This window comes from Caulobacter sp. 05T431 (assembly GCF_056665975.1).
In genome coordinates this window covers 99,150-124,997 of the sequence record NZ_JBFTKU010000007.1, presented here as the reverse complement: position 1 = coordinate 124,997, position 25,848 = coordinate 99,150, and the positions used below count along the sequence as shown (strand labels likewise).

At 69.5% G+C, this 25,848-nt stretch carries 17 protein-coding genes; 14 read left to right on the top strand and 3 right to left on the bottom strand.

The genetic code is table 11. From position 1 onward, the window contains the following. Window positions 1-11: 11 nt before the first annotated feature. The 4 genes from AC1U89_RS08800 to AC1U89_RS08785 all read left to right on the top strand — a co-directional run bounded on the left by AC1U89_RS08800 (window position 12) and on the right by AC1U89_RS08785 (window position 5,711). Window positions 12-2,273, top strand: coding sequence for a TonB-dependent receptor (locus tag AC1U89_RS08800; protein WP_479899342.1), 2,262 nt, complete (start codon window positions 12-14; stop codon window positions 2,271-2,273). A 143-nt stretch (window positions 2,274-2,416) separates the two neighbouring features. After that, a complete protein-coding gene (locus AC1U89_RS08795; RefSeq protein WP_479899341.1) occupies window positions 2,417-3,133 on the top strand; it encodes a TetR/AcrR family transcriptional regulator in 717 nt (238 codons plus the stop codon). A gap of 28 nt (window positions 3,134-3,161) precedes the next feature. Then, window positions 3,162-3,956, top strand: a complete 795-nt coding sequence (locus AC1U89_RS08790; protein ID WP_479899340.1) for an SDR family oxidoreductase — start codon at window positions 3,162-3,164, stop codon at window positions 3,954-3,956. Between the two features lie 24 nt (window positions 3,957-3,980). Next, window positions 3,981-5,711: an acyl-CoA dehydrogenase family protein gene (locus tag AC1U89_RS08785; RefSeq protein WP_479899339.1), complete on the top strand. Its 1,731-nt coding sequence runs from the start codon at window positions 3,981-3,983 to the stop codon at window positions 5,709-5,711. On the opposite strand, the gene AC1U89_RS08780 is transcribed toward AC1U89_RS08785, so the two are convergent. Both AC1U89_RS08780 and AC1U89_RS08775 read right to left on the bottom strand, forming a co-directional pair. Then, complete coding sequence (locus AC1U89_RS08780) at window positions 5,708-7,042, bottom strand: glycoside hydrolase family 1 protein (RefSeq protein ID WP_479899338.1); 1,335 nt, start codon at window positions 7,040-7,042, stop codon at window positions 5,708-5,710. The genes AC1U89_RS08785 and AC1U89_RS08780 overlap by 4 nt on opposite strands. Window positions 7,043-7,131: 89 nt before the next feature. Continuing rightward, window positions 7,132-10,179, bottom strand: coding sequence for a TonB-dependent receptor domain-containing protein (locus AC1U89_RS08775; protein WP_479899337.1), 3,048 nt, complete (start codon window positions 10,177-10,179; stop codon window positions 7,132-7,134). Window positions 10,180-10,380: 201 nt separating this feature from the next. Here AC1U89_RS08775 and AC1U89_RS08770 point away from each other — a divergent pair, with 201 nt between their 5' ends. Beyond that, window positions 10,381-11,058, top strand: coding sequence for a TetR/AcrR family transcriptional regulator (locus tag AC1U89_RS08770; RefSeq protein WP_479899336.1), 678 nt, complete (start codon window positions 10,381-10,383; stop codon window positions 11,056-11,058). A 13-nt stretch (window positions 11,059-11,071) separates the two neighbouring features. On the opposite strand, the gene AC1U89_RS08765 is transcribed toward AC1U89_RS08770, so the two are convergent. Continuing rightward, window positions 11,072-12,403: a spinster family MFS transporter gene (locus AC1U89_RS08765; protein WP_479899335.1), complete on the bottom strand. Its 1,332-nt coding sequence runs from the start codon at window positions 12,401-12,403 to the stop codon at window positions 11,072-11,074. Window positions 12,404-12,685: 282 nt separating this feature from the next. Between AC1U89_RS08765 and AC1U89_RS08760 the strand changes: the two genes are divergently transcribed. The 9 genes from AC1U89_RS08760 (at window position 12,686) to AC1U89_RS08720 (ending at window position 25,828) form a co-directional block, all read left to right on the top strand. Continuing rightward, window positions 12,686-14,335 carry a carboxylesterase/lipase family protein gene (locus AC1U89_RS08760; RefSeq protein WP_479899334.1) on the top strand — a complete coding sequence of 550 codons (1,650 nt, stop codon included), beginning with the start codon at window positions 12,686-12,688 and terminating at the stop codon, window positions 14,333-14,335. Between the two features lie 40 nt (window positions 14,336-14,375). Next, on the top strand, window positions 14,376-15,947 hold the full coding sequence (locus AC1U89_RS08755) for an AMP-binding protein (protein WP_479899333.1): 1,572 nt from the start codon (window positions 14,376-14,378) through the stop codon (window positions 15,945-15,947). A gap of 125 nt (window positions 15,948-16,072) precedes the next feature. Further along, entirely contained in the window at window positions 16,073-16,981 is a 909-nt protein-coding gene (locus AC1U89_RS08750) for an SDR family NAD(P)-dependent oxidoreductase (RefSeq protein ID WP_479899332.1), read from the top strand. Further along, entirely contained in the window at window positions 16,981-18,153 is a 1,173-nt protein-coding gene (locus AC1U89_RS08745; RefSeq protein WP_479899331.1) for an acetyl-CoA C-acyltransferase, read from the top strand. The genes AC1U89_RS08750 and AC1U89_RS08745 overlap by 1 nt, the downstream gene beginning before the upstream one ends. 75 nt (window positions 18,154-18,228) lie before the next feature. Further along, on the top strand, window positions 18,229-19,425 hold the full coding sequence (locus tag AC1U89_RS08740; RefSeq protein ID WP_479899330.1) for a DUF3089 domain-containing protein: 1,197 nt from the start codon (window positions 18,229-18,231) through the stop codon (window positions 19,423-19,425). Window positions 19,426-19,512: 87 nt separating this feature from the next. Continuing rightward, the gene (locus AC1U89_RS08735) at window positions 19,513-20,709 is read left to right on the top strand and encodes a hypothetical protein (RefSeq protein WP_479899329.1); all 1,197 of its coding nucleotides are present in this window, start codon (window positions 19,513-19,515) and stop codon (window positions 20,707-20,709) included. A gap of 169 nt (window positions 20,710-20,878) precedes the next feature. Beyond that, on the top strand, window positions 20,879-21,481 hold the full coding sequence (locus AC1U89_RS08730; RefSeq protein WP_479899328.1) for an RNA polymerase sigma factor: 603 nt from the start codon (window positions 20,879-20,881) through the stop codon (window positions 21,479-21,481). Then, on the top strand, window positions 21,450-22,475 hold the full coding sequence (locus AC1U89_RS08725; protein WP_479899327.1) for a FecR family protein: 1,026 nt from the start codon (window positions 21,450-21,452) through the stop codon (window positions 22,473-22,475). The genes AC1U89_RS08730 and AC1U89_RS08725 overlap by 32 nt, the downstream gene beginning before the upstream one ends. A 149-nt stretch (window positions 22,476-22,624) precedes the next feature. Continuing rightward, window positions 22,625-25,828 carry a TonB-dependent receptor domain-containing protein gene (locus tag AC1U89_RS08720; RefSeq protein ID WP_479899326.1) on the top strand — a complete coding sequence of 1,068 codons (3,204 nt, stop codon included), beginning with the start codon at window positions 22,625-22,627 and terminating at the stop codon, window positions 25,826-25,828. Window positions 25,829-25,848 lie beyond the last annotated feature (20 nt).

Here is a 25,848-nt window from a genome sequence, read left to right as displayed (position 1 = left end):
GAGGGACATCAATGAGTCGTTTTGCCTATACGGCGTCGCTGATCGCCTTGATGGCGGCCGCCACGCCCGCGATCGCGCAGACCACCACCGAGGCGCCGCGCGAAACCGCCGCCGTCAGCACCGTCGAGGAGGTCGTGGTCACCGCGACCCGCCGCAAGGAACGCCTGCAGGACGTTCCGCTCAGCATCACCGCCTTCTCGCAGGCCGAACTGACCCAGAAGGGCGTGGTCGGCTTCGAGGGCATCGCGCGTGAAACGCCCGGCGTCGTCCTCAACCAGGCCAGCAGCAACAACGCCCGCTTCACCGTCCGCGGCATCTCCACCAACGGCTGGGGCGCGGGGCTGCAGACGACCACCACCATCTATCTGGACGAGCTGCCGCTCAGCACGATCGGCAACACCGTGACGCTGGACCCGGCCATGTACGACGTCGAGCGCGTCGAGTTCCTGCGCGGTCCGCAGGGCACGCTGTTCGGCTCGGGTTCGCTGTCGGGCGCGCTGCGCGTCCTGACCAAGAGCCCGGACCTGACGGGCTACGCCGCCTCGGTCCAGGCCGACATCGGCTACACCCCCGACGGCGACGGCGTCCGCCAGCGCTACAACGGCATGGTCAACCTGCCGCTGGTCAAGGACCAGCTGGCCCTGCGCATGGTCGGCTTCTATCGCGACGAAGACGGCTTCATCGACAACCTCGGCACGGGCGTGAAGAACGCCAACGCCCTGAAGGACGTGGGCGGCCGCGCGGTGCTGCTGTGGGCGCCGAACGACCGGCTCAGCGTCAAGCTCTTGGCCTCCTACGAGGACAGCGACCCCAAGGACGCGGCGATGACCACGCCCTCGCTGGGCGACCGCAAGCGCTACAGCACCATCCCGGACCAGTACACGACCAAGACCCAGGTCTATAACGGCACGCTGGAGTACCAGTTCGACGGCGCCCGCCTGACCAGCTCGTCGACCTATTCGATCGGCAAGGGCCTGTTCAACGTCGACCTGGCCGGCACCTTCAACCTGGCGATCCCGTTCTATCTGTACGACAGCTACACGGCGAAGACCTTCGTCCAGGAGACGCGGCTGGCCTCGGACAGCGGCGGCAAGTTCGACTGGGTGGCGGGCGGCTTCTACCTGCGCCGCGACACCGACCTGAACGGCGAGGACCGCTCCAGCGCGGCATACCTGGCCAGCCACCACATCACCGGCCTGCCGGGCACGACCTTCGCCAAGTTCGGCAGCGACACGCGCACCTACGAACTGGCCGGCTTCGGCGAGCTGACCTACCACCTGACCGACAAGCTGCAGGCCACCGGCGGCCTGCGCTACGGCAAGTACGGCGGCGAGGTCGACGTCTATCCGGGCTTCAACACGGCCTACTTCACCTACGCCCTGTTCGGCATCTCCGGGCCGCTGGCGGTGGTGCCGACCCCGGCGTCCTACGCCAAGTATCCGTCGGCCAAGAAGGCGTCCTGGAAGGCCAGCCTGACCTACAAGCCGTCGCACGACCTGACGACCTACGCCACGGTGTCCACGGGCTACCGCACGCCGGTCTACAACTCGCGGGCCGGCAGCGTCAGCACGGTCGACCCGACCGACCTGGTCATCCCAGCCGGGGCGGGCTCCGACAACCTGGTCAACTACGAGATCGGGGCCAAGGGCCGCTGGCTGGACGGGCGGCTGACCGCCAACCTGGCCGCCTACTACATCGACTGGAAGAACATCCAGGTCCAGGCCAACCGGCAGTCGGACTCGGTCCAGTTCGCCACCAATGTCGGCCGCGCCGCCAGCCGGGGCATCGAGGCCGAGACCGCCTTCTCGCCGGCCGAGGGCTGGGTGTTCGGCGTGAACGGGTCGATCAACAAGGCCAACGTCACCGAGCTGACCCAGCAGGAGGCCACCATCTCGGGGGCCGTGGACGGCGCGCGCCTGGCCTCGCCGCGCCTGCAGGGGACGCTCTACGGCACCTACAGCTACAGCCTGGGCGGGACGGCCACCGGCTTCACCAGCGTCCAGATCCAGCACGTGGGCTCGTTCCCGAACGGCTTCCCCAACACGCCGGGCAAGGCCGGGGTCGTCAGCCCGCTGTACGACCACACCGACAGCTACACGTACGCCAACCTCCAGACCGGAATCCGGTACGGCAAGGTCAACGCGATGCTCTACGCCGAGAACATCGGCAACAGCCGCGCGGTGACCTACATCCACCCCGAAGCCTTCGTCTACAGCCGCTACTCGATCGTCCGTCCGCGCACCTTCGGGGTGCGGATCGGCTACGACTTCTGAGCGACGGCCTGATCCCCGGGGCGATCCCCCTCCCTGTCTCCCGTCGCCGTCCCGGCGGCGGGAGACGCCTTCTCGGGAGTGGCGCGGCCCGCATCGCCGGGGCACGTTGACGCGCCCGCCGCAAAGTCGATACCCGAAGACAAATGACCAGCACCGATCCCGTCGAACCTCAGACCGCTCCGGCTCCGGCCCGCGCCCGCAAGCACAAGGCCCGGGTGCGCGAGGAGTCGATCGAGCGTATCCTGGACGCCGCCGAGCAGCTGTTCGCCGAGTTCGGCTATCACGGCGTCACCCTCAAGGACGTGGCCGCGCGGGTGGGGGTCAGCTCGACGCTGATCCACTACCACTTCAACGGCAAGGAAAGCCTGTACGAGGCGGTGTGGGCGCGGCGCGCGCCGATCTCGGCCCGCAACCGCCTGGAGGCCATGCGCCGCTACGCCGACGCGGTGGGCGACAAGGTCACGGTCGAGGGGGCGCTGCATGCCTGGATCGACACCGACCTGAACGTCCAGATCCACGACACCGAGCAATGGATCGCCTTCGGCAAGATCAGCGCCCAGGCCAACAGCGCGGCCGGCTGGGGCGCCGAGAAGATGACCAAGTACTTCAACCCGGTCGTCCTGGCCCTGATCGACCTGCTCAAGAAGGCCATGCCCGACTGCGACGAGGCGACGATCTTCTGGGGCTACCACTTCGTGTCGGGCGCCATGACCCACAACATGGCCCGCACGGGGCGCCTGGACGAGCTGTCGCACGGCCTGTGCTCGTCCGACGACTTCATCTCGATCCGCCGGCACATGGCGCGGTTCATGGCGGCGGGCTTCGAGGCGATCTGCCGGGGCGCGCCGGTCGACGCGTGAGCGCGTCCGGAAGACAAGGAAGCGAGCGATGAGTGAGCGTGGCGCCGGCGTCCTGGCCGGCCTGTTCGACCTGCGCGGCCGGGTGGCGATCGTCACCGGCGGCTCGCGCGGCCTGGGGCTGCAGATCGCCAGCGCCCTGGGCGAGTTCGGCGCGACCGTCGTGCTGGTCGCGCGCAAGCCGGACGAGCTGCTGGCCGCCCAGGCGGAACTGGAAGCKCGAGGCGTGACGGCGACCACCCTGGCGGCCGACCTCGGCGCGCCGGACGCGGCGGAGGCGCTCGTCACCCGGGCCCTGCAGCTGTGCGGCCGGATCGACATCCTGGTCAACAACGCCGGCACGGTCTGGGGCGCGCCCGCCGAGGACTATCCGGCCGAGGGCTGGAACAAGGTCATCGACCTGAACGTGACCGGCCTGTTCCAACTGACCCAGGCCGTGGCCAAGAAGGCGTTCATCCCGCAGGGCAAGGGGACGGTGGTCAATGTCGCCTCGATCGAGGGGCTGCAGGGCCACCATCACGATCGGCCGGGCACCATCGCCTACAACACCGCCAAGGGCGCGGTGATCAATATGACCCGGGCCCTGGCCGCCGAGTGGGGCCCGCGCAACATCCGCGTCAACGCCCTGGCGCCCGGCTACTTCCCGTCCAAGATGACGGCGGCCACGGTCGAGGCGCATGGTGACGAGATGCTGCGCTGGACGCCGCTGGGCAAGCTGGGCGGTCCCACCGACCTGATGGGCGCGGCGCTGCTGCTGGCGTCCGACGCCGGCGGCCACATCACGGGCCAGACGCTCGTGATCGACGGCGGCGCGACGATCATCTGAGGGCCCCATCTTGAAGAACAAGCCATGACCACTCCGCTGCTCGATCGTCGCGACGTCGATTTCATGCTTCACGACTGGCTGAAGGCCGACGCGCTGGTCGACCGCGAGACGGTCGATGCGGTGCTGGACCTGTCCCAGACCCTGGCCGCCGAAGCCTTCCTGCCGCACTTCAAGCGCAACGACGTCGAGGAGCCGGCGCTGGTGGACGGGCAGGTGCGCATCTGTCCGGCGATCGGCGAGGCCCTGGCCCAGTACGCGGAGCTGGGCCTGTTCTCGGCGGGGTTCCCCGAAGCGCAGGGCGGCCTCGGCCTGCCCTATCTGGTCTGCGCCGCCTCGTTCGCCTTCTTCGCCGCGGCGAACGTCTCGACGGCGGCCTATCCGATGCTGACGGTCGCCAACGCGCGGCTGATCGCGACCTTCGGCTCGCCGGCCCAGGTCGAGGCCTTCGCGCGGCCGCAGATCGAGGGGCGGTGGTTCGGCACCATGTGCCTGTCCGAACCCCAGGCCGGCTCCAGCCTGGCCGACGTGCGCACCAAGGCCACGCCCGACGGTCAGGACGCCCTGGGCGAACGCTACCGCCTGTCCGGCAACAAGATGTGGATCTCGGGCGGCGACCAGGACGTCAGCGGCAACATCGTCCACCTGGTGCTGGCCAAGGTCCCCGACGCCGACGGGACCCTGCCGGAGGGGACGGCGGGCATCTCGCTGTTCATCGTGCCCAAGGTCCTGCCGGACGGGACGCGCAACGACGTCGCCGTGGCCGGGCTGAACCACAAGATGGGCTATCGCGGCACGGCCAACTGCCTGCTGAACTTCGGCGAGCGGGACGGGGCCGTGGGCTGGATCGTCGGGGCGCCGGGCGAGGGCCTGCGCCAGATGTTCCAGATGATGAACGAGGCCCGGATCGGGGTCGGGGTGGGCGCGGCGGCCCTGGGCTATCGCGGCCACCGCCTGGCGGTCGACTACGCCCGCGAGCGGCTGCAGGGCCGTCCGCCCGGCCGGCGCACGGGACCGCCCGTCGCGATCATCGAGCACCCCGACGTGCGCCGGATGCTGCTGCAGCAGAAGACCTATGTGGAGGGCGCCCTGGCCCTGTGCCTCTACTGCGCCCGCCTGGTCGATACGGCCGAGGGCTCCGAAGCCGACGCCGCCCTGCTGGGCCTGCTGACCCCGGTCGCCAAGACCTGGCCCTCGGAATACGGCCTGGCGGCCAACGACATCGCCATCCAGGTGCACGGCGGCTACGGCTACACCCGCGACTTCGACGTCGAGCAGCTGTGGCGCGACAACCGGCTGAACCCGATCCACGAGGGCACGACGGGCGTCCAGGGCATGGACCTGGTGGGGCGCAAGATCCTGTCGGACGGGGGCGGCCTGCCGGTGCTGGCGGCGAGGATCGCCAGGACGGCCAAGGCCGCCGAAGGGGTTCCCGGCCTGGCCGTCCACGCCCGCGCCCTGTCGGAGGCCTGGCGGTCAGTGGTGGCCACGATCGAAATGCTGCAGGGCGAGGACCGCCGGTCGGCCCAGGACAACGCCACGGCGTTCCTGTGGGCGTTCGGCCACGTGGTGGTGGCCTGGCAGTGGCTGGACCAGGCGGTCGCCGCCGCCGACCTGACCGACCGCGACCTGGCCGACGGCAAGGCCTGGGCGTGCCGCTTCTTCTTCGAGTGCGAACTGCCCAAGATCGACGCCTGGCTGGCCCTGGTGGCGGCCCGAAGCGACGTGGCCTCGGGCGCGCCGGAGCGGATTTTCTAGATCAAATTCGCCCGCGCGATCCGGCCCAGGTGCACGGCGCTGGGGCGAGGCGTGCGCTGGAAGGTCTTGCGGTCGACGGCCACCAGGCCGAACGGCACGCCGTAGCCGGACGTCCATTCGAAATTGTCCAGCAGCGACCAGTAGAGATAGCCGTGCACGGGGATGCCCTCGTCCAGGCATTGGCGCACGCCGTCCAGCGCCTGGTCGATGAAGGCGATCCGGCGGGCGTCGTCGTTGGTGGCGATGCCGTTCTCGGTCACATAGACCGGCTTGCCGATCGCCCGATGGGCCCAGCGGATCGTGTTGGCCAGGGCCTGCGGATAGAACTCGTAGCCCGACAGGGTCAGCTCGGCGTCCTTGGGCGGGGGCCGCACGCCGTTCTCGTCGACGACGAAGCGGGTGTAGGTCTGCACCCCGAAGAAGTCGGCGTGGGTGCGGGCGACCTCGACCCAGTCGCCGTAGAGCCGGCGCTGATAGACCTCGACCAGGGCCGGATCGGTCGCCGACTGGATGTCCTGGGTGGTCAGGGTCACGCCGACGGGCAGCGAGGGCCGCGCCTGCTTGATGGCGTCGTAGGCGCGCTTGTGGGCCTCGATCATGATCGGCGTCACCACCTGAGGATCGGCGTAGGCCAGGCGCGAGAAGCGCGGCGAGTCCGTGGCCTTGGCCGCCGCGGCGATAGCCGCCTTGACGAAGGGGATGGCCGACTGGATGCCCGGCATCAGGTCGACCAGCAGGCGGATGTTGGCCTCGTTGAACGTGGTGACCTTGTCCATCAGCGGACCTAGGCGTTCGACCACCTTCTTGCAGTAGCGGGCGAACAGCTCGGGCGCGTCGGCGACCTCGAAGCCGCCCCGCTTGGCGAACCACAGGGGCGTGGTGAAATGGTTCAGGGTGACCATCGGCTTGAGGCCGCGCGCGCGGCAGGCCTCCAGCATGCGGGCGTAGTGGTCCAGCTCGGCCTCGGAGAAATGGCCCTCGCTGGGCTCGATCCGCGCCCACTCCACGCCCATGCGGTAGCAGTTCAGGCCCAGGCCGCCGGCGATGGCGAAGTCCTCGGCGTAGCGGTGATAGCTGTCGCAGGCGTCGCCCGAGCGTTCCTTGAACATGCTGGGCTGGATGTTCTCCATCAGCCAGGCGTCGCTGTTGGTGTTGCCGCCCTCGCTTTGATAGGCCGAGATCGCCGTGCCCCACAGGAAGCCCGCGGGCGCCGGGCGCTTGGTCTTGGCGGCCGCGTCGGCGGCGGCCGGCGCCAGGGTCGGGGCGAGGGCCAGGGCCGCGCCGGCCAGGATGTCCCGGCGACCGACGCCGGTGGGCTTGTGGATGCTCATGGTCGTCTCCCCCGCTTTGGTCTGGATCGTACTCTGGAAAAGAAAAAAGGGGCGGGCGCCGTGACGCCCGCCCCCGAGGGAGGAAGGAACTAGAAGGACTTCTTGAGCCCGATCTCGAAGGTCCGGCCCAGCGGGTTGCCGGTCCACGGGTCGTAGCCGAACTCTTCCTGGGCGGGCGGAGGATCGCGGTCGAAGATGTTGGCCGCCGTCAGGGTCAACGCCATGTCGCCGGCCAGCTCCACGCGGTAGGTGAAGTCGGTGGTGATCCAGTTCTCGCCGTCCTCGCCGTACTGCACGCCGGCCCGCTCGTCCTTGACGGCCGAGACGAAGTTGACCCCCAGACGGAAGTTCTGGCGGCCCAGGCCGTAGTTGACGCCGAGGTTGGCGCGCCACTTCGGCGCGGCCTGGGCGAAGGTGGCGAAGTTCAGCGTGCCCAGCCGGTCGTCGCCGGTCGAGATCGTCACGCCGTCCAGGGTGGTCGCGCCGGTCCGCAGCTCGGTCACCCGGGTGGCGGTCAGGTTGACGTCCAGGTCGCCCTTGCCCAGCGGCAGGCCGTAATTGGCCTGGATGTCGAAGCCCTTGGTCGTCTGGCCGGGGCCGTTGCCGTAGCGGGTGGACACCGCCGAGAAGGTCCCGACGCCGCTCATCCCGACCACGCAGCCGGTGTTGAAGGTGATGCGGCGCAGCAGCGGCTGGACCGACGGGTCGCAGGTGGTGATCGTGCCGCCCGCGCCGTTGAACACCAGGCTGGCGATCTGGTTCGGATCGGCGACCTGGCCGATCTGGTCCTTCGTCTTGATGTCGAAATAGTCGACGATCAGGCGGAAGTTATGGTCATCCGCGAAGCCGCGGCTCTGCCAGATCGCGCCCAGGTTCGAGGTCTTGGCGGTCTCGGGCTTGAGGTCGGCGTCGGTGATGAACTGGGCGGCCAGCCAGTTGCTGGCGGCGACCGTGTAGGTCCGCGCGGCCACCGTGATGGCGCCCGGCGTCACGCCCAGCGGCGGGGTCTGGTAGTTGGTGCCGTACGAGCCGCGCAGGGTCAGCGGGCCCCAGACGTTCCACTTGCCCGACACCTTGTAGACGGTCGCGCCCAGGTCGTTGGAGAACTTCTCCTTACGCGCGGCCAGCTGGATGTCGACGTTCGAGAACAGCGGCACCTGCAGCTCGCCGAACAGCGAGTACTGGGACTGCTCGGCCTGCGACGGCAGGGTCGGGGCGAACAGCACGAACGGGCCCGGCGCGTCGGGCGTGCAGCCGCGGAAGTTCGGGTCGGTCGTCGGCGTCGGCGTGGGGCTGAGATTGCCCGAGCCCGCGCCGTTGGCGCTGGTGGTGCTGGTCGGCCACTCGCACTGGACGGAGCCGTTGTTGAACGCGCTGGGCACGTTCACGCGGTTGGCCAGCGACCGGTACTGGGCGCCGAGGGCCCAGCCGATCTCGCCGCCGGGCAGCTTCAGGCCCGACTGGCCGTTGAACACCAGGTCGGCCGTGAAATTGTGGCTGAGGGTCTCGACGGCGCGCGGATCGAACATCCACAGGGCCAGGTCCTTGGGGTTCTCCTGGCCGGCGACGTAGTTGGGGTTGGACAGGCCCAGCACCGGCTGGCCCTTGAACGAGGTCGAGAAGGGGTTCCAATACATACAGCCGTTCTTGCCGGCGGCGGCCGCGTTCTGGGTGCCGAAGCGGGCGGGGTCCAGGTCGGTGGCGTGGCAGTTGGGGCCGCCGAAGCCGTTCAGGGCTTCCTGCAGGCGGAAGCCGATGGTGTCGGCGTGGGTGTTGTAGTTGTAGGCGTCGTTATAGGTCAGGGCGAAGTCGTAGCCGACCTTCTTGGCGAACGGGGCCAGGTCGCCCAGGTCGCCGTTGATCCCGCCCGAGATGCGCCAGGCCTTGTTGTCGATGCGGTCGGCCACGCCGAAGCCGTCGCCGCCCGAATAGTACGGATTGCCGCCGTGACCGAAGAGGCGATAGGTCACCGGCGTGAAGCCTTGGGCGCCGACGATGCCGTTTCGGGCGGCGAAAGCAGCCGCGAACGGATTGGTGATCGGCACGTAGAACTGGTTGACGGCGCCGGTCGCCAGGGCCGGGCCGCGCGACACCGGCTGGGCCGGCGACCCCATGACCTGGGGTAGCGTGACGCGACCGTAGGAGGCGTCCATGTGGAACTTCATGGAGTCGCTGATGTCGGCCTTCAGCTGGGCGTAGAGCCGATAGGTGTCCTGGTTCTCCACCAGCCGATAGTAGGGGATGTAGTTGTAGGCGCAGGTGAAGTTGTTGTCGTAGCGGCCGCCGACCGCCGCGCAGCTGGCGGCGGTGAAGTCCGAGACGATGCCGCCCACCGCCGGACCCCATTCGCCGGTGTCGGTGGCGCTGGGAACGGCGGGCAGGGCGCCGCGCGGGATCCAGCCGGTCAGGTTGGTCAGGGTCGACCACGGCGCGGGATTGTAGCCGGGTCCCGGCTTCAGCGAGGCCTTGGTGAAGTCGCGCTCCATGGTGTTCAGGCGCGAGCGGTGCTCGTACTCGGCCGAGACCAGCAGGTTGACCTTGTCCTCGCCGATCCCGCCCAGCACGCCGACCGAATAGTCGCCCTTGGAGCCGTCGATGTACTTGTACTGGCCTTGCGCCTCGAGGCCGACGAAGCGGTCGCGGGTGATGAAGTTGACGACGCCGCCGGTGGCGTCGGCGCCGTAGATCACGGCCGCGCCGTCCTTGAGGATCTCGGTGCGCGCCAGGGCGATCGACGGCATGTTGGCGGTGTTCTGGTTCATCCGCCGGCCGTTCAGCAGAATCAGCGTCTTGTCCGCGCCCAGGCCGCGCAGGTTGTAGTTCACCGAACCCACCAGGGCGGGGCCGCCGAAATAGTAGGACTCGCCGGTGGTCGGGCCCGAGATGGTCAGGCTCTTGGCGAACTCCAGGGCCGACGGCGAGCCCTGCTTTTCCAGCGCCTGCTGCGAATAGACCTCGACGGGGAGCGCCGCGTCGAGCGCCGAGCCCCGGATGTTGGAGCCGGTGACGACGATCTCCTCGACCTGCGTGGCCTTGTCCGGCGAAGGCGGCGCGTCCTGCGACCAGGCCGGCGACGCCAGACCGGAGACCCCGATCAGCAGCGCGATGGCGGACACGCTCGTAAGCCCGATTTTCATGTGGCGTTCTCCCCTCGGGAATGAGTCTCTCAGACGCTCATTCTCACAAGAGTGAACGTTGCTATATTTGTTGCAGCGGTGTCAATCCGGGATCATTTGAAGAAATGGTCGTAGGCCGGCGGCGGGGCGTTGCCGTTATGGGAACATTGACACGAGCGCGTCCGGCCCCGACTAGGCGGGGGCTGGGACCAGGAGGACGGGTTGGCGGGAGCGACGGCTGAGGAGATCAAGGCGGGGCGGCGCACCAAGGCCGAGCAACGCGCCCAGAGCCTGGAGCAAATCCTGGACGCGGCCGAGTACCTGTTCTCGCGCAACGGCCTCTACGGCGTGACCCTGCGGGACGTGGCCCAGCGGGTGGGCATCCACACGACGCTGCTGAACTACTACTTCAAGGACAAGGTGAACCTGTTCGAGGCGGTGTTCGCGCGCCGGGCCGGGGTGACGTCCGGACGACGGATGGTGGCGCTGGAGGAGTACGAGAAGGCGGCGGGCGACAAGCCCACGGTCGAGGGCGCGCTGCACGCCTTCCTCGATACGGACCTCGACCTCTATTACGAGGGCGGCGAGCACTGGATGAACTACGCCGCCTTCTGCGCCCGGGTCAGCAACACGCCGGAAGGCGCGGCCCTGATGGACGAGCACTTCGACCCGGTCGTGCTGAAGCTGGTCGGCATCCTCAAGCGGGCCCTGCCGGCCTACGACGAGGAGGAGATCTTCTGGGGCTATCATTTCGTCAGCGGCGCGCTGATGAACACCCTGGCGCGGACGGGCCGGATCGACCGGCTGTCCAGCGGGCGCTGCCATTCCGACGACTTCCCGGCGGTCAAGAAGCGGATCGCCCGGTTCATGGCGGCGGGCTTCATCGCCCTGAAGGCGTGAAGCCCGCGCACCGTCAGGCCGCCCCCACGGCCTCGCCGGCCCGTTCTTCGCGTTCGTTTCGGGCGAAGATGCGGGCCAGCCACAGGAAGAGCGCCACCGCCAGCACGTAGAACGGGACCAGCGTGTAGAGCGCCATCTGCAGCGAGTTGTGCGGATGGGCGGCGCGGAAGAAGTCGCTGGCCGCGCCCACATAGGTGGGGCCCAGGCCCAGGCCGATGAAGTTCATGACCAGCAGCAGCAGGGCGCCGGACATCACCCGCTGTTCGGGCCGAACCTCCTGCTGGACCAGCGTCACCGCCGACGACAGGTAGAAGTAGTTCAGGAAGGTCGGGCCGATCAGGAAGGCCAGGGCCATCGGCCAGGTCGGGGCCCAGACGAAGCCGATGTAGAACGGGATGGCCAGGGTCAGCGAGATGACCGGCGCCATGGCGTAGGCCACTTTGGACTTCTGGGTGAAGCGATCGATCACCCGGCCGGAGACGAAGATCCCGGCGCTCATGCCGATCCCCACCACCAGGGCGTACCACAGCGCCACGTCGCCCAGGGCCATGCCCTTCTCGCGCATCAGGAACAGGGTGGTGAAGTTGCCCAGGCCGTAGGTGACGAACTGGGTCGCCCCGCTGCCCAGGGCGGCCAGCACCAGGGTCGGGCGCGAGAAGAACATCTTCAGCGTCGACCAGAAGCCGGCCTTGAGGGGCGCGGCGCCGGCCAGGCCGTCCAGGCCGCCGCGCGGCGGTTCCTTGACGACGAACGGCAGGATGACCGCCGTCAAGACCCCGATCGCGCCCAGCACGATGAAGGCGTGGCGCCAGTCGAAGGCCGCCGCGATCGCCGCGCCGAAGGCGATGCCCAGCGCCGCCCCGATCGGCGGGCCCAGGTTGTAGATGCCCAGCGCCGTGCCGCGCCGGCCCGGCGGGAAGTAGTCGGAGATGATGGCGTAGGAGGGCGGCACGCCGCCGGCCTCGCCGAAGCCGACCGTCATCCGCGACACGGCGAACTGCGCGTAGTTGGCGGAGAAGCCGCAGGCCGCCGTCGCCGCGCTCCAGATGCCGCAGGCCAGGGACAGCACAGCGACGCGGTTGGTGCGGTCGGCCAGCCAGCCCACCGGGATGGCGATGAAGCAGTAGAACATCGCGAAATAGAGGCCGCCGATCAGGCCCAGCTGGCCGTCGGTGACGTGCAGGCTGTCCTGGATCGGCTTGGCCAGGATCGACATCAGCTGTCGGTCCAGGAAGTTCAGCACATAGACGAACCACAGCATGGCCAGGACGATCCAGGCCCGGCCGCCGACGGCGGTCGGGGGCGTGGGGACGTCGATCTGAACGGGGGAGGGCGAGACGCTCATCGGCCGGCCGCCGGACGTCGTCGGCCGACCTGGACTTGGAGCGCGCGGGCGGGTCCGCCACGCGTTGCACGGGTGATCTTCAAAAGGTTTCCTCCCAGCCGCCGTTTTCGAGCTTGGCTTTCCCCGAGCATGCGCTCAAAAGGGATCGAAGATCAAGTTCACACGCATGAGAGTGAACATTGACAGGGTGCGGACTCGTCGGGCACGCTGGGTTCGCAGCGTCGGCGCCAAGGATCGACGCCTGAAACGGGGAGGAACGTCATGCAGGCTGGGAAAAGGTCCATGGGGTCGCGCGTCTTCCGAGCGCTGGTCCCCGCCCTTTCGGTCCTCGCGCTTTCCGCTCTCGCGGCGCCCGTCCTGGCGGCCGAGCCCGTCGTCCAGGCGCCCGCCGGCGCGCTGCGCGGCGTCGAGCAGGACGGCCTGCGGGTGTTCAAGGGCGTGCCCTACGCCGCCGCCCCCGTCGGCGCGCTGCGCTGGAAGCCGCCGGTCGCCGCCCCCGCCTGGAGCGGCGTGCGCGACGCCCTGGACTTCGGTCCCGTCTGCTACCAGCCCAAGCCCCGTCCCGGCGGCATCTACAGCTCGACCCTGAAGGCGATGAGCGAGGACTGCCTGTCGCTGAACGTCTGGGCGCCCGACAACGCCAAGAAGGCCCCGGTGCTGGTCTGGATCCACGGCGGCTCGCTGATCGGCGGGGCCAGCAGCGAGAGCATGTACGACGGGACGGCCCTGGCCAAGCAGGGCCTGATCGTCGTCTCGATCAACTACCGCCTGGGCGTCCTGGGCTACATGGCCCATCCCGAGCTCAGCGCGGAGTCGCCCGACCACGTCTCGGGCAACTACGGCCTGCTGGACCAGATCGCCGCCCTGAAATGGGTGAAGGCCAACATCGCCGCCTTCGGGGGCGATGCCTCGAACGTCACCATCGCCGGAGAGTCGGCGGGCGGCCTCAGCGTCATGTACCTGATGGCCTCGCCGCCGGCCCGGGGCCTGTTCCAGAAGGCCATCGCCCAGAGCGCCTACATGGTCTCGACCCCGCCGCTGCGCGAGCCGAAGTACGGCCACGTCCCGGCCGAGGCCATGGGCGCGTTAACCGCGCAGAAGCTGGGCGCCAAGAGCCTGGCCGACCTGCGGGCCATGGATCCCGAGACCCTGACCACCCAATCGCTGGCGGCGGGCTTCCAGACCTTCGGCGCCGTCGACGGCAAGGTGCTGCCCAGCCAGCTGGTCGACGCCTTCGACCGCGGCGAGCAGGCCCATGTGCCGGTCCTGGCTGGGTTCAACAGCGGCGAAATCCGCTCGCTGCGCTTCCTGGCCCCGCCGCCGCCCGCCGACGCGGCGACCTACGAGAAGACGATCCGCGAGCGCTACGGCGACCAGGCCGACGAATTCCTGCGGCTCTATCCGTCGGCCGACCTGGCCGAGACCATGCTGCTGGTCCCGCGCGACGCCCTCTACGGCTGGACGGCCGAGCGGCTGGCGGCCAAGCAGACGGCGATCGGCCAGCCGGGCTACTTCTACCTGTTCGACCACGGCTATCCGGCGGCAGACGCGGCGGGGCTGCACGGCTTCCACGCCAGCGAGATCCCCTACGTCTTCGGCAGCGCCAAAACCACGCCGCCGGCCTGGCCGAAGAACCCCGACACGCCCGCCGAGGCCAAGCTGTCGGCGGCCATGACCCAGTACTGGGCCTCGTTCGCCCGCGACGGCGTCCCCAAGGCCGCCGGCGAGCCCGCCTGGAAGCCGTACGGCAAGGATCGCGCCTACATGGCCTTCGGCGAGGGGCCGACGCCGGGCGTCCACCTGCGGCCGGGCATGTACGAACTGAACGAGACCGTCATGTGCCGCCGCCGGGCCCAGGGCGACACGCCGTGGAACTGGAACGTCGGCGTCCTGGCGCCGCCGCTCCCCGCCACGACGCCCGCATGCCGCTGACCCGCCCGGCCGACAACCCGCTTCGAAGAATAGAGTACCGATGATCGACGGTGAGATGCAGGCGTTCGCGTTGACGCTGGACAAGTTCCTGGAGCACGCCGCCAAGTGGCAGCCCGACGCCCAGGTGGTGACCGCCAGGGACGGCGGGGCGATCGACCGGATCGGCTATGCCGATCTGCTGGTCCGCAGCCGCAAGGCCTCGGTCCTGCTGGCCGGGCTGGGCGTGCGGACCGGCGACCGCGTGGCCACCCTGGCCTGGAACAGCCAGGCCCATGTCGAGGCCTGGTACGGCATCATGGGCATGGGGGCGGTCTGCCACACCCTGAACCCGCGCCTGACCGCCGAGCACCTGGCCGCCATGGTCGTCCAGTCCCAGGCGCGCGTCCTGATCGCCTCGGCCGACCTGGCGTCGCTGGCCGGCCAGATCCTGGAGCGCGTGCCCGGGATCGAGCACCTGCTGCTGATCGACCCCGTGGACGGGACGGCGCTCCAGGGCCGGGGCGTGCTGATGGAGCCGCTGCTGGAGGCGGCGACGGGCGAGGTCGTCTGGGGCGACTTCGACGAGACCGCGCCGTGCGGCCTGTGCTTCACCTCCGGCACCACCGGCGCGCCCAAGGGCGTGACCTACACCCACCGCTCCAGCTTCCTGCACACCCTGCGGGCCCTGCAGGCCGACGTGATGGCGATCTCGGGCGCCGACACCGTGCTGGCGGTGGTGCCGATGTTCCACGCCAACGCCTGGGGCCTGCCGTTCGCCGCCCCCGCCGTCGGCGCCCGGCTGGTCCTGCCCGGACGCCAGGCCGACGGCGCCAGCCTGGCCCGGCTGATCGCCGCCGAGGGCGTGACCATCGGCGTCGGCGTGCCGACCGTCTGGCTGGGCCTGGTCGAACACCTGGAAGCCGTCGGCGGCGAGCTGCCGTCGCTGAAGCGCATCATCGTCGGCGGCGCGCCGATGGCCCCGGCCCTGATGGAGCGCCTGGAGCAGCGCCTTGGCGTGCGGGTGCAGACCAGCTGGGGCATGACCGAGCTGTCGCCGTCGGGCACGGTGGCGCCGCTGAGCACCTCCTCCGAGGCCGCGGTCTCGGGGCGTCCGGCCATCGGCATGGACTTGCTGCTGACCGACGCGGACGGCGCGGCCCTGCCCCAGCAGCGCGACGTCGAGGGCCACCTGCGGGTGCGGGGGGCGGCGGTGATCCAGCGCTATTTCGGCCACGACGCGCCGGCGACCGACGCCGACGGCTGGTTCCCCACCGGCGACCTGGCGCGCATCGACGGCCAGGGCAACCTGATGATCACCGGCCGGGCCAAGGACCTGATCAAGTCCGGCGGCGAATGGATCAATCCCGCCGAGATCGAGGCGGTGGTCGGGGCCCTGCCCGAGGTGTCGCTGGCCGCCGTCATCGGCCGGTCCGACCCCAAGTGGGGCGAGCGGCCGATCCTGCTGGTCGAGACCCAGGCCGAGGTCAGCGACGAGGTGCTGCTGGCCTCGCTGCGCGGCCGCGTGGCCCCGTGGTGGGTGCCCGACGCCGTCTACCGCCTGCCGCGCATGCCGCTGGCCGCCACCGGCAAGATCGACAAGATCCGCCTGCGGTCCGAGTACGGCGGCGGGTGAGCGGCGCTCTTCGCAGATGCGCACAGTCTTCGCACTTGCGAAGGTGCCTCGCCAAGGATACTCACTAACATCAGAATAAATGAATGCGAACCGGGTTCGCCAAATCGGGGTCAGGAGAAAGTTCGATGTTGCTGCAAGGACGCGTCGCGATCGTCACCGGGGCGGGCGGGGGCCTGGGCCGCGCCCACGCGCTGTACCTGGCCAGCCAGGGCGCCAAGGTGGTGGTCAACGACCTGACCCAGGAGGCCGCCGACCGCGTGGCCGCCGAGATCGTCGCCGCCGGGGGCGAGGCGATCGGGGTCGCCGCTTCGGTGACCGATGAAGCCGGGGTTGGCGCCATGGTCGCGCGGGTCAAGGCCCTGTGGGGCCGGATCGACATCCTGATCAGCAACGCCGGCATCCTGCGCGACAAGAGCTTCGCCAAGATGGACCTGGCCGATTTCCGCCTGGTGGTCGACGTCCACCTGATGGGCGCGGCGGTCTGCGCCAAGGCCGTCTGGGAGACCATGCGCGAGCAGGGCTACGGCCGCATCGTGATGACCACCTCGTCGTCGGGCCTCTACGGCAACTTCGGCCAGGCCAACTACGGCGCGGCCAAGATGGCGCTGGTCGGCCTGATGCAGACCCTGGCCATCGAGGGCGAGAAGTACGGCGTGCGGGTCAACTGCCTGGCCCCGACCGCGGCCACCGGCATGACCGAGGGCGTGCTGTCGGAAGAGAGCCTGGAGCGCCTGAACCCCGCCCTGGTCAGCCCGGGCCTGCTGGCCCTGGTCCACGACGACGCCCCGACCCGCGCCATCCTGTGCGCCGGCGCCGGCCACTTCGCCACCGCCAACGTCACCCTGACCGACGGCCGCTACATCGGCGGTTCGGCCGATGCGGGCGAGCAGGTGATCCGTCAGTGGGACGCCATCTCGGACCGCGCCGGCGAGATCGTCCCGGCCTACGGCTTCACCCAGGCCGAGCGCGAAGTCGCCAGCGCCGGCCTGATGGCCAAGGCCGTGGGGGCCCAAAAAATGAAAGAGGAGGCGTGATGCGCGACGCCGTCATCGTCTCCACGGCGCGCACGCCGATCGGCCGCGCCTATCGCGGGGCGTTCAACGACACCCCGTCGACGGTCCTGGCCGCCCACGCCCTGACCGCCGCCGTCCTGCGGGCCGGCGTCGCACCGGACGAGATCGAGGACTGCATCCTGGGCTGCTCGCTGCCGCAGGGCTATCAGGCCACCATCGGCCGCATGGCGGCGCTGCGGGCCGGCTTCCCGGTCACGGTTTCCGGCATGACCATGGACCGTCAGTGCTCGTCGGGCCTGATGACCATCGCCACCGCCGCCAAGCAGGTCATCGTCGACCGCATGGACGTGATCGTGGCCGGCGGCGTGGAGTCGATCTCGCTGGTCCAGACGCCGCAGATGCGGGTGGACCAGGATCCCGGCCTCGTGGCCCTGCATCCGGACGCCTACATGCCGATGCTGGACACCGCCGAGACGGTCGCCGCCCGCTACGGGATCAGCCGCGAGGCCTGCGACCTCTACTCCCTGGCCTCGCAGCAACGCGCCGCGGCCGCCCAGGCCTCCGGTCGCCTCGACGCCGAGATCGTGCCGATGACGGCGACCATGAAGGTCGTCGACAAGGCCACCCAGGCCGTCTCGCACCGCGAGGTGACCCTCGACCGCGACGAGGGCGTGCGGCCCGAGACCACCCTGGAAGGGCTGACCGCCCTGAAGGCGGTGCGCGAGAACGGCGTGGTCACGGCGGGCAACGCCAGCCAGCTGTCGGACGGCGCCTCGGCCTGCGTGGTCATGGAAGCCGGCCTGGCAGCCAAGCGCGGTCTCGCGCCGCTGGGCCGCTATATCGGCATGGCCGTGGCCGGCACCAAGCCCGACGAAATGGGCATCGGCCCGGTCTTCGCCATCCCGCGCCTGCTGGAGCGTTTCGACCTCAAGATCGACGACATCGGCCTGTGGGAGCTGAACGAGGCCTTCGCCTGCCAGGTGCTGTACTGCCGCGACCGCCTGGGCATCCCGGACGAGCGGCTGAACGTCGACGGCGGCGCCATCGCCATGGGCCACCCCTACGGCATGTCGGGCGCCCGGATGGTCGGCCACGCCCTGATCGAGGGCAAGCGCCGGGGGGCGCGCCACGTGGTCGTCACCATGTGCGTGGGCGGCGGCATGGGGGCCGCCGGACTGTTCGAGGTTCTGTGATCTGAGGGGGCGCTTCGGCGCCCCTTCTTTTTGGCTGAAGAGCGCGACACGACGCTCGGCCAGGGAGGAATACCGATGAAGGCTCTGTCCAACCTGCTGCTCGGCCTGGCGGCCTTGGCCGCCGCCCACGGCGTCGCCCTGGCGCGAGCGCCCGACCCCACCGTCCAGCATCCCGACTACGCCGACCCGGCCCTGTGGCTGTGCCGGCCGGACCTTGCGGACAACCGCTGCAAGGTCGACCTGAACGCCACCGTCGTCGCGCCCAGCGGCCGGCTGACCCTGGAGCGCTATGTCCCGGCCAAGGACCCGAAGATCGATTGCTTCTTCGTCTATCCCACGGTTTCCAACGACGCCGGCTGGATCTCGGACTTCTCGCCCGACGCGGCCGAGTGGGACGACATCAAGGTGCAGTTCGCCCGGTTCGGCTCGGTCTGCCGCCAGTTCGCGCCGCTGTACCGCCAGGGTACGCTGCGCCGCCTGCGCTATCCCGGCGGCGGGGCCAAGCCGGTGGGCGAGCAGCCGCCGGCCGGCTTCGGCGGCTATGCCGACGTGGTCGACGCCTGGAACTGGTACTTGGCCCATGAGAACCACGGTCGCGGCGTGGTCTTGATCGGCCACAGCCAGGGCACGGTCATGCTGACCCGCCTGATCGCCGAGGAGATCGAGGGCAAGCCGGTCCAGAAGCAATTGGTCTCGGCCCTGCTGATGGGCGGGCTGGTCATGGTCCCGCCAGACAAGGACGTCGGCGGCTCGTTCAAGTCGACGCCGCTGTGCCACAGCGACACGCAGGTCGGCTGCGCGATCACCTACGTCACCTTCCGCGACCGCCTGCCGCCGCCCGCCGTTTCGCGCTTCGGCAAGGCCCATGACGGCCTGCGGGCCGCCTGCGTGAACCCCGCCGCCCTGGCCGGCGGCAAGGGCCAGCCGGAGTCCTATTTCATCACCAAGGGCTTCCTGAACGGCTCGGGCGGCGACATCCCGCCGGAGTGGGTGCGACCGATGCGGCCCATCCCGACCTTCTTCGTCAAGACGCCGGGCCTGGTCACCACCGAATGCGTCCGCAACGGCGACTTCGACTACCTGGCCCTGCGCGTCAACGCCGTGCCGAGCGACCCGCGCACCGACGAGCTGGGCGGCCAGATCATCCGCCACACGGGGGTGGACCTGTCGTGGGGCCTGCACCTGATGGACATCGACCACTCGATCGGCACGCTGATCCGCGTGGTCCGCAAGCAGGGCGAGACCTGGGCGGCCCAGGCGCCGAAGGGCTGAGCGTTTCGTCGAACCGTCACGCAGGCGTCACGCGTCTGTCGTGACGGCCCCTTAGCCCCGCCCAAACGCAAAGCGGGGCTTGGAATCATGTTCGATCGTCTTCGCCTGGCCGCCGCCGCATCGGGTCTGGCCCTGGCCTTGGGCATGGTCTCGCCGGTCCAGGCCGGCGCGGCAGCCCTGCCGCTCCAGCAGAACGGCGGGACCTGGGCGTCCGGCCACGTGCAGGGCGTCGCCGTCGATGTGAAGGGCGGCTACGTCTATTACTCGTTCACCAACCTGCTGGCGAAGTACGACTTCGACGGCAAGCTGATCGGCACGCTGGTGGGCTGGACCGGCCACCTGGGCGACCTGGATTTCAATCCCGCCGACGGCAAGGTCTACGGCTCGCTGGAATACAAGGAAGACAAGGCGTTCTACATCGCCGTGATCGACGTGGCCCGGCTGGACCGGGTGGGCGTCGAGGCGAGCACCAGCGAGATCTTCCGCACCGTCTACCTGCCCGAGGTGGTCAAGGACTACGCCGCCGACCTGAACGGCGACGGCCGGTTCGACGGCGACGACGGCAAGTTCAAGGGCGACGTCGTGGCCTCGCCCGATCACCGCTACGACTGCTCGGGCATCGACGGCGTCAGCTTCGGTCCGGCGTTCGGCCAGGTGGACGGCAAGCGCTACCTGACCGTGGCCTACGGGATCTATGGAAACACCAGCCGCGCCGACAACGACCACCAGGTGCTGCTGCAGTACGACGTCGCCGATTGGGGCCGTTACGCCAGTCCGCTGACCGAGGCCGCGCCGCACCGCAACGGCCCCGCGACCGTTCACGGCAAGGTCTTCGTCCGCACCGGCAACACCCGCTACGGCGTGCAGAACCTGGCCTATGACGAGGCCTCGAAGCGCTGGTTCATGGGCGTCTATCTGGGCCAGAAGCCGAGCTTCCCCAACTACGGGCTGTACGCCTTCGAGGCGCGCGCGACGCCGGCGAGCGGCGACCTGGTCGGCGTGCCCGGTCCGGACGGCAAGGACTGGGAGCAGGGGGCGCTGCTGCCCCTGGCCGACGACGGGCTGAAGGACGCCGCCACCGGCGTGCGCGGCTGGAACCAGAAGGCCGATGTCGGCCTCCAGCCGGTCGGCCACGGCCTGTTCTACCTGGCGGTCAACGCCAAGGTCGACGGCAGGCAGACCGCCGACCTCGCCCTGATGCGCTGGACGGGCGACGCCCAGAAGCCGTTCGCACCGGTCACGGCGGACGAGCGGGACGCCCTGGCCAAGGCGCCCGCGCGGTGACCGCCCCGGCGCCACCGAAGGTTGGAGATGCCTCGCGATCGTCCGTGGGCGTGCGCCGAGGGTCGAGTGTCACAATTGGCGGCTAGGCAGGGGGCGGATTCCAAGCGGCGCCGTCCTGTCGTTCCCGACGGCGGGCCGCGCGGCGCAATATCCAGTCAGCGGGTCAGGAATGAGCGACGCCGACAGGCAAAGAACACGGTGGTTCCTGCGGCACATCCTGCCGCACGAACCCGCGCTGAGGGGGTGGCTGTCGCGCAGCGCGCCGCCGGGCGTCGATCCGGGCGACGTGATCCAGGAGGCCTATACGATCCTGGCCGAGCTGGAGAGCGTGGAGGGGATCGTGCATCCCCGCGCCTACCTGTTCCAGGTGGCGCGCTCGGTCATCGTGCGCCACGTCCGCCGCGCGCGGATCGTGCCGATCCACACGGTCGACGACCTGGAACGGCTGGAGCACGCGGACGAGGCCGCCTCGCCCGAGCAGCACACGATCGACCGGGACGAACTGCGCCAGCTGGCGCACGCGATCGCGGCGATGCCGCGCAAGACCCGCGAGGCCTTCGTCCTGCGCCGGGTGAAGGGCTTGTCCCAGCGCGAAATCGCGGCGCGAATGCGGATATCCGAGAACACCGTCGAGACTCACATTTCCCGCGGCATCTCATTCTTGATTGATTGGTTCGGGCGTAGCGGAAACAGGCGGTCCCAAACCTCTAGGACTTTGGAAGCGGAGATTGCCTCGCTAGATGGCCGAACGAGACACCAGTCGAGACATTGATCAGGCGGCGTCCGACTGGACGGCGCGGCTGGATCGCGGGCCGCTGACTTCGGGGGAGGAAGACGCGCTCCAGGCTTGGCTGGGTGGGGACCCACGCGCCAGGGGCGCCCTGCTGCGCGCCCGGGCGCTGGCGATGCACAGCGAGTCCGCCCAGGCGCTGGGCGACGATTTCGACCCGGCCGATTTCGAGGAGCCCCGGGCGCCACGGCCTGGGCGCCTGTCGCGCCGTCAGGCCCTGGCCTGGACGGGTGGGGCGGCCGCCGCGGCCTCGCTGGCGGCCCTGGGCGTGGGCATGCCCGCGGCCGGCGCCGTGATCAGCACCGAGCGGGGCGAGATCCGCCTGGCGCCGCTGAAGGACGGCTCGACCGTGCTGCTCAACACCGAGACCAGAATCCGCGTGAAGTACAGCGCCGGCGAGCGCCTGGTCACCCTGCTCAAGGGCGAGGCCTATTTCTCGGTGGCGCGCGACGAGACGCGGCCGTTCATCGTCGAGGTCGACGGCCGCCGCCTGAGCACGGCCCAGGCGGGGTTCCGGGTCCGCAAGCTGGGCGGCGATCCCGTCGACGTGCTGGTCAACCAGGGGCAGGTCGAGGTCGCGCCGCTGAAGCTGGCCCCGTCGGCCGGCCCCGTGGCGCTGACGGCCAATACGCGGCTGATCCTGTCCGACCCGATCGGGGGTCGACCGACCGCCGAGCGGCCCCAGGCCGTCGGGCCCGAGGCGGTCACCCGCGAGCTGGCCTGGCGCGAGGGCAAGCTGGCCTTCGAGGGCGAGACCTTGCAACAGGCGGCGGAGACCTTCGCCCGCTACAGCGACACCCGCATCCAGGTCCGCGATCCGGACCTGGCGCGCGAGCCGGTGACCGGCCTGTTCGCCGCCAACGATCCTGTCGGCTTCAGCCGCGCCATAGCGCGGGTGTTCGACGCCCGGCTCGAGCAGAAGGGCGACGAGGTCGTCCTGACCCGCGATCCGTCCCGCGCGGCCGGGAGCCACTGAACGGGCGTCGACCAAGAAGTTTTTGTTACAAAATAGCGGAAGCCACCGGCTGACGGCTCTCAACCGCGAACGTCGCGACCAACGCGGCGATTGGGGGCCACCAGCCGATGAATTCCCGTTACTCCGTCCTCGCCTGCGGGGCCGCCGTCGTGGCGCTCGCGACCGCCGCGCCCGCCGTGGCGCAGGACCGCATCTTCGACATTCCCGCCCAGTCCGCCGTCCGCGCCATCCCCGAGCTGGCGCGCCAGGGCCAGGTCCAGATCGTGGCGCCCGCCCGCCACCTGGAAGGGATCATGACCCCGGCCGTGAAGGGCCGCATGGACGTCCGCACGGCGCTGAACCGCCTGATCGCCGGCACGCCGCTGCGCATCGATTCCGACGACGGCCAGGTCATCACGCTGAAGTCGACGGTCCAGGGCGCGTCCGACGCGACGCCCCAGGCGACGGGCGTCGGCGGCGTGCGCGGCCGCATCCTCAACACCGCGACCGGCGAATATGTCCGCAACGCCGAGGTCCGCGTCGAGGGCACCAACATCGTCGCCTATTCCGAGGACGGCGGCGACTTTCGCCTGACCAACGTGCCGGCCGGCGACGTCACCCTGGTGGTCAAGTACACCGGCCTGGAAGAGACCCGCGCCGTCGCCAACGTCGCCGCGGGCCAGACGGCCACCGTGGCCTTCGAGCTGCGGCCCCAGTCCTACGCCGCCCAGGACGGCGAGGTCGAGGCGATCACCGTCGCCGCCAAGCGCGAAGGCCAGGCGGCCGCCATCATGGAGCGCCGCGCCTCGACCAACGCCAAGACCGTGGTCGCCGCCGACAACTTCGGCGCCCTGACCATGGGCGACGTCGGCGAGTTCATGAAGAACATGCCCGGCCTGTCGATCGACTACACCGAGGTGGACGCCACCGCCGTCCGCATCGGCGGCCTGGACCCCAAGTACTCGACCTTCACCACCGACGGCGCCCGCATGGCGACGGCGACCTCGAACAACAACAACGGCCGCCAGAACTCGTTCGAGCAGATGTCGATCACCGGCATCGACTCGATCGAACTGAACAACACGCTGCAGGCCAGCATGGACGCCGACTCCCCCGGCGGCGCGATCAACATGCGCAGCAAGTACGCCTTCCAGCGCAGCAGCCGCCTGCTGCGCTTCCAGCTGGGCGGCGTCGCCACTTCGGACTCCAGCCTGGAGCGCAAGTACCTGCCGGACGACGAGAAGCACGCCTCGATCTATCCCTCGGGCCAGATCGGCTATGCCGACGTCTTCCTGGACGGCCGCCTGGGCGTGGCGCTCAACGCCAGCTACAACGCCAACTTCGTCGAGCAKGACCGCATCCAGACCGACTGGTCCTACCTCGCCAACGGCCGGGTCATGCCCTACCAGGTCATGTGGCGCCCGGGCCCGAAGCTGACCCACCGCAAGGCCGTCAACCTCAGCGTCGACTACAAGCTGACCGACCAGTGGGCGCTGTCCCTGCGCAGCAGCTACTCGTTCTACGACGTCGAGTACTTCAACCAGTACACCTACCTGATCTTCGGCACGGCCACGGCCACCCAGACGACGGCGGACTCCACGCCCACCCACATCGTCGTCAATCCGAACGGGACCAACACCCGCCTGCACACCCAGTATTCGCACCGCTACGCCGGCACGCCCTCGTGGCTGTTCGCCCCGAAGCTGGAATATCGCGGCGACACCTGGGAGGCCCTGCTGCGCGGCAGCTATTCCAGCTCGGAATTCAATTTCCGGGACAATTCCAAGGGCTTCTTCCAGCGGACGGACAGCTACCTGACCCGCATCGGCTTCACGCTGGACCGCGCGTCCACGGACTCCAACGACTGGACCCTGAAGCAGACCGCCGGCCGCTCGTGGAGCGACCCGACCAGCTTCAATCGTGACGACGACATCGGCAACAACATCCGCACCGCCGAGTCCGACGCCCAGAACCAGATGTACGGCGTGAACCTGGACCTGAAGAAGAAGCTCGAGATCGGTTCGGTCCAGCTGAAGGTCCTGGCCGGCGCCACCTACCGGACCAACGTCTGGAAGACCAACGAGGGCGCCTACCAGCAATTCCAGTACGTCGGCCCGACCCACGACCTGACCCAGAAGGCGCCCGAGGCCGTCATCCCCTGGACCCACAACTACAATTTCGAGATCCAGGGCTTCGACGCCGGCAACCTGAACGCCCAGAACTGGCGCGCCGACAGCAACTACGCCGTCTACGACATCTACAAGGACCACCCGGACTACTTCGTGCCCGACGCCGCGGGCAACCTGAAGCGCCGGCTCGACAACAACAAGAAGGTCGGCGAGACGGTCAACGCCGGCTATTTCGAGCTCCAGCCGCGCGTCGGCAAGGCCCAGTTCGACCTCGGCCTGCGTTATGAAAGCACCGAGACCGACGCCCGCGTCGCCGACGTCCGCAGCGACAAGGAAGTGAAGGCCGCCGGCCTGGATCCCGCAACCGTGCCGGGCCTGCTCTACAAGTACCGCAACGGGACCTACACCACCCGCCACGGCGAGTACGACGACTGGTTCTGGAGCGGCGGCGCCAAGTACGACTTCACCAAGAAGCTGGTCGGCCAGCTGGCCTTCAGCCAGTCGATCCTGCGTCCCGACTACGGCAACCTGGGCGGCGTGGTGTCGGTGGACGACACCAACCAGATCGTCACCGTGCCCAATCCGCAGCTGAAGCCAGAGCACTCCACCAAGTACTTCGCCAGCCTGCAGTACTATCTGGAGCCGTCGGGGATCATCGGCGTGTCCGCCTACCAGCTGGAGGTCAAGGACATGCAGGTGACCGGCTACGAGTTCTCCGATCCCACCCAGGTCGGCTACAGCCCCGACGACTATCCGGGCTATCGCTACCGCAGCGCCACGAACCTGCCGGGCGTCAGCATCAACCGCGGCGTGACGCTGGAATACGACCAGCAGATGACCTTCCTGCCGGGCGCGCTGCGGGGCCTGGGCCTGCGCGGCTCGATCACCAAGATCGATCCCGACGGCGAGCGCGTGAACATGCCCAAGACGGCGGCCAACTGGGGCCTGCGCTACAGCTACGGCAAGTTCGACGTCCAGCTGACCGGCAACGCCCAGGGCAAGTACCGGACCAGCGCCCTCAGCGCCACGCCGACCACCTCGCCGAACGGCATCCTCTACCACGCGTCCCGCGAGCTCTGGAACGTCAGCGCCAGCTACAAGATCAACAGGCAGTTCGAGGTCATGCTGGCCGGCCGCAACATCTTCAACGCGCCGGACGTCATCTATTCCAACGTCCGCGACCGGGTGCAGCAGTACAGCATCTACGGCTCGATGTGGAACGTCGGGATCAAGGGCACCTTCTAGCCCCTCCCGCCCCTGGCGTC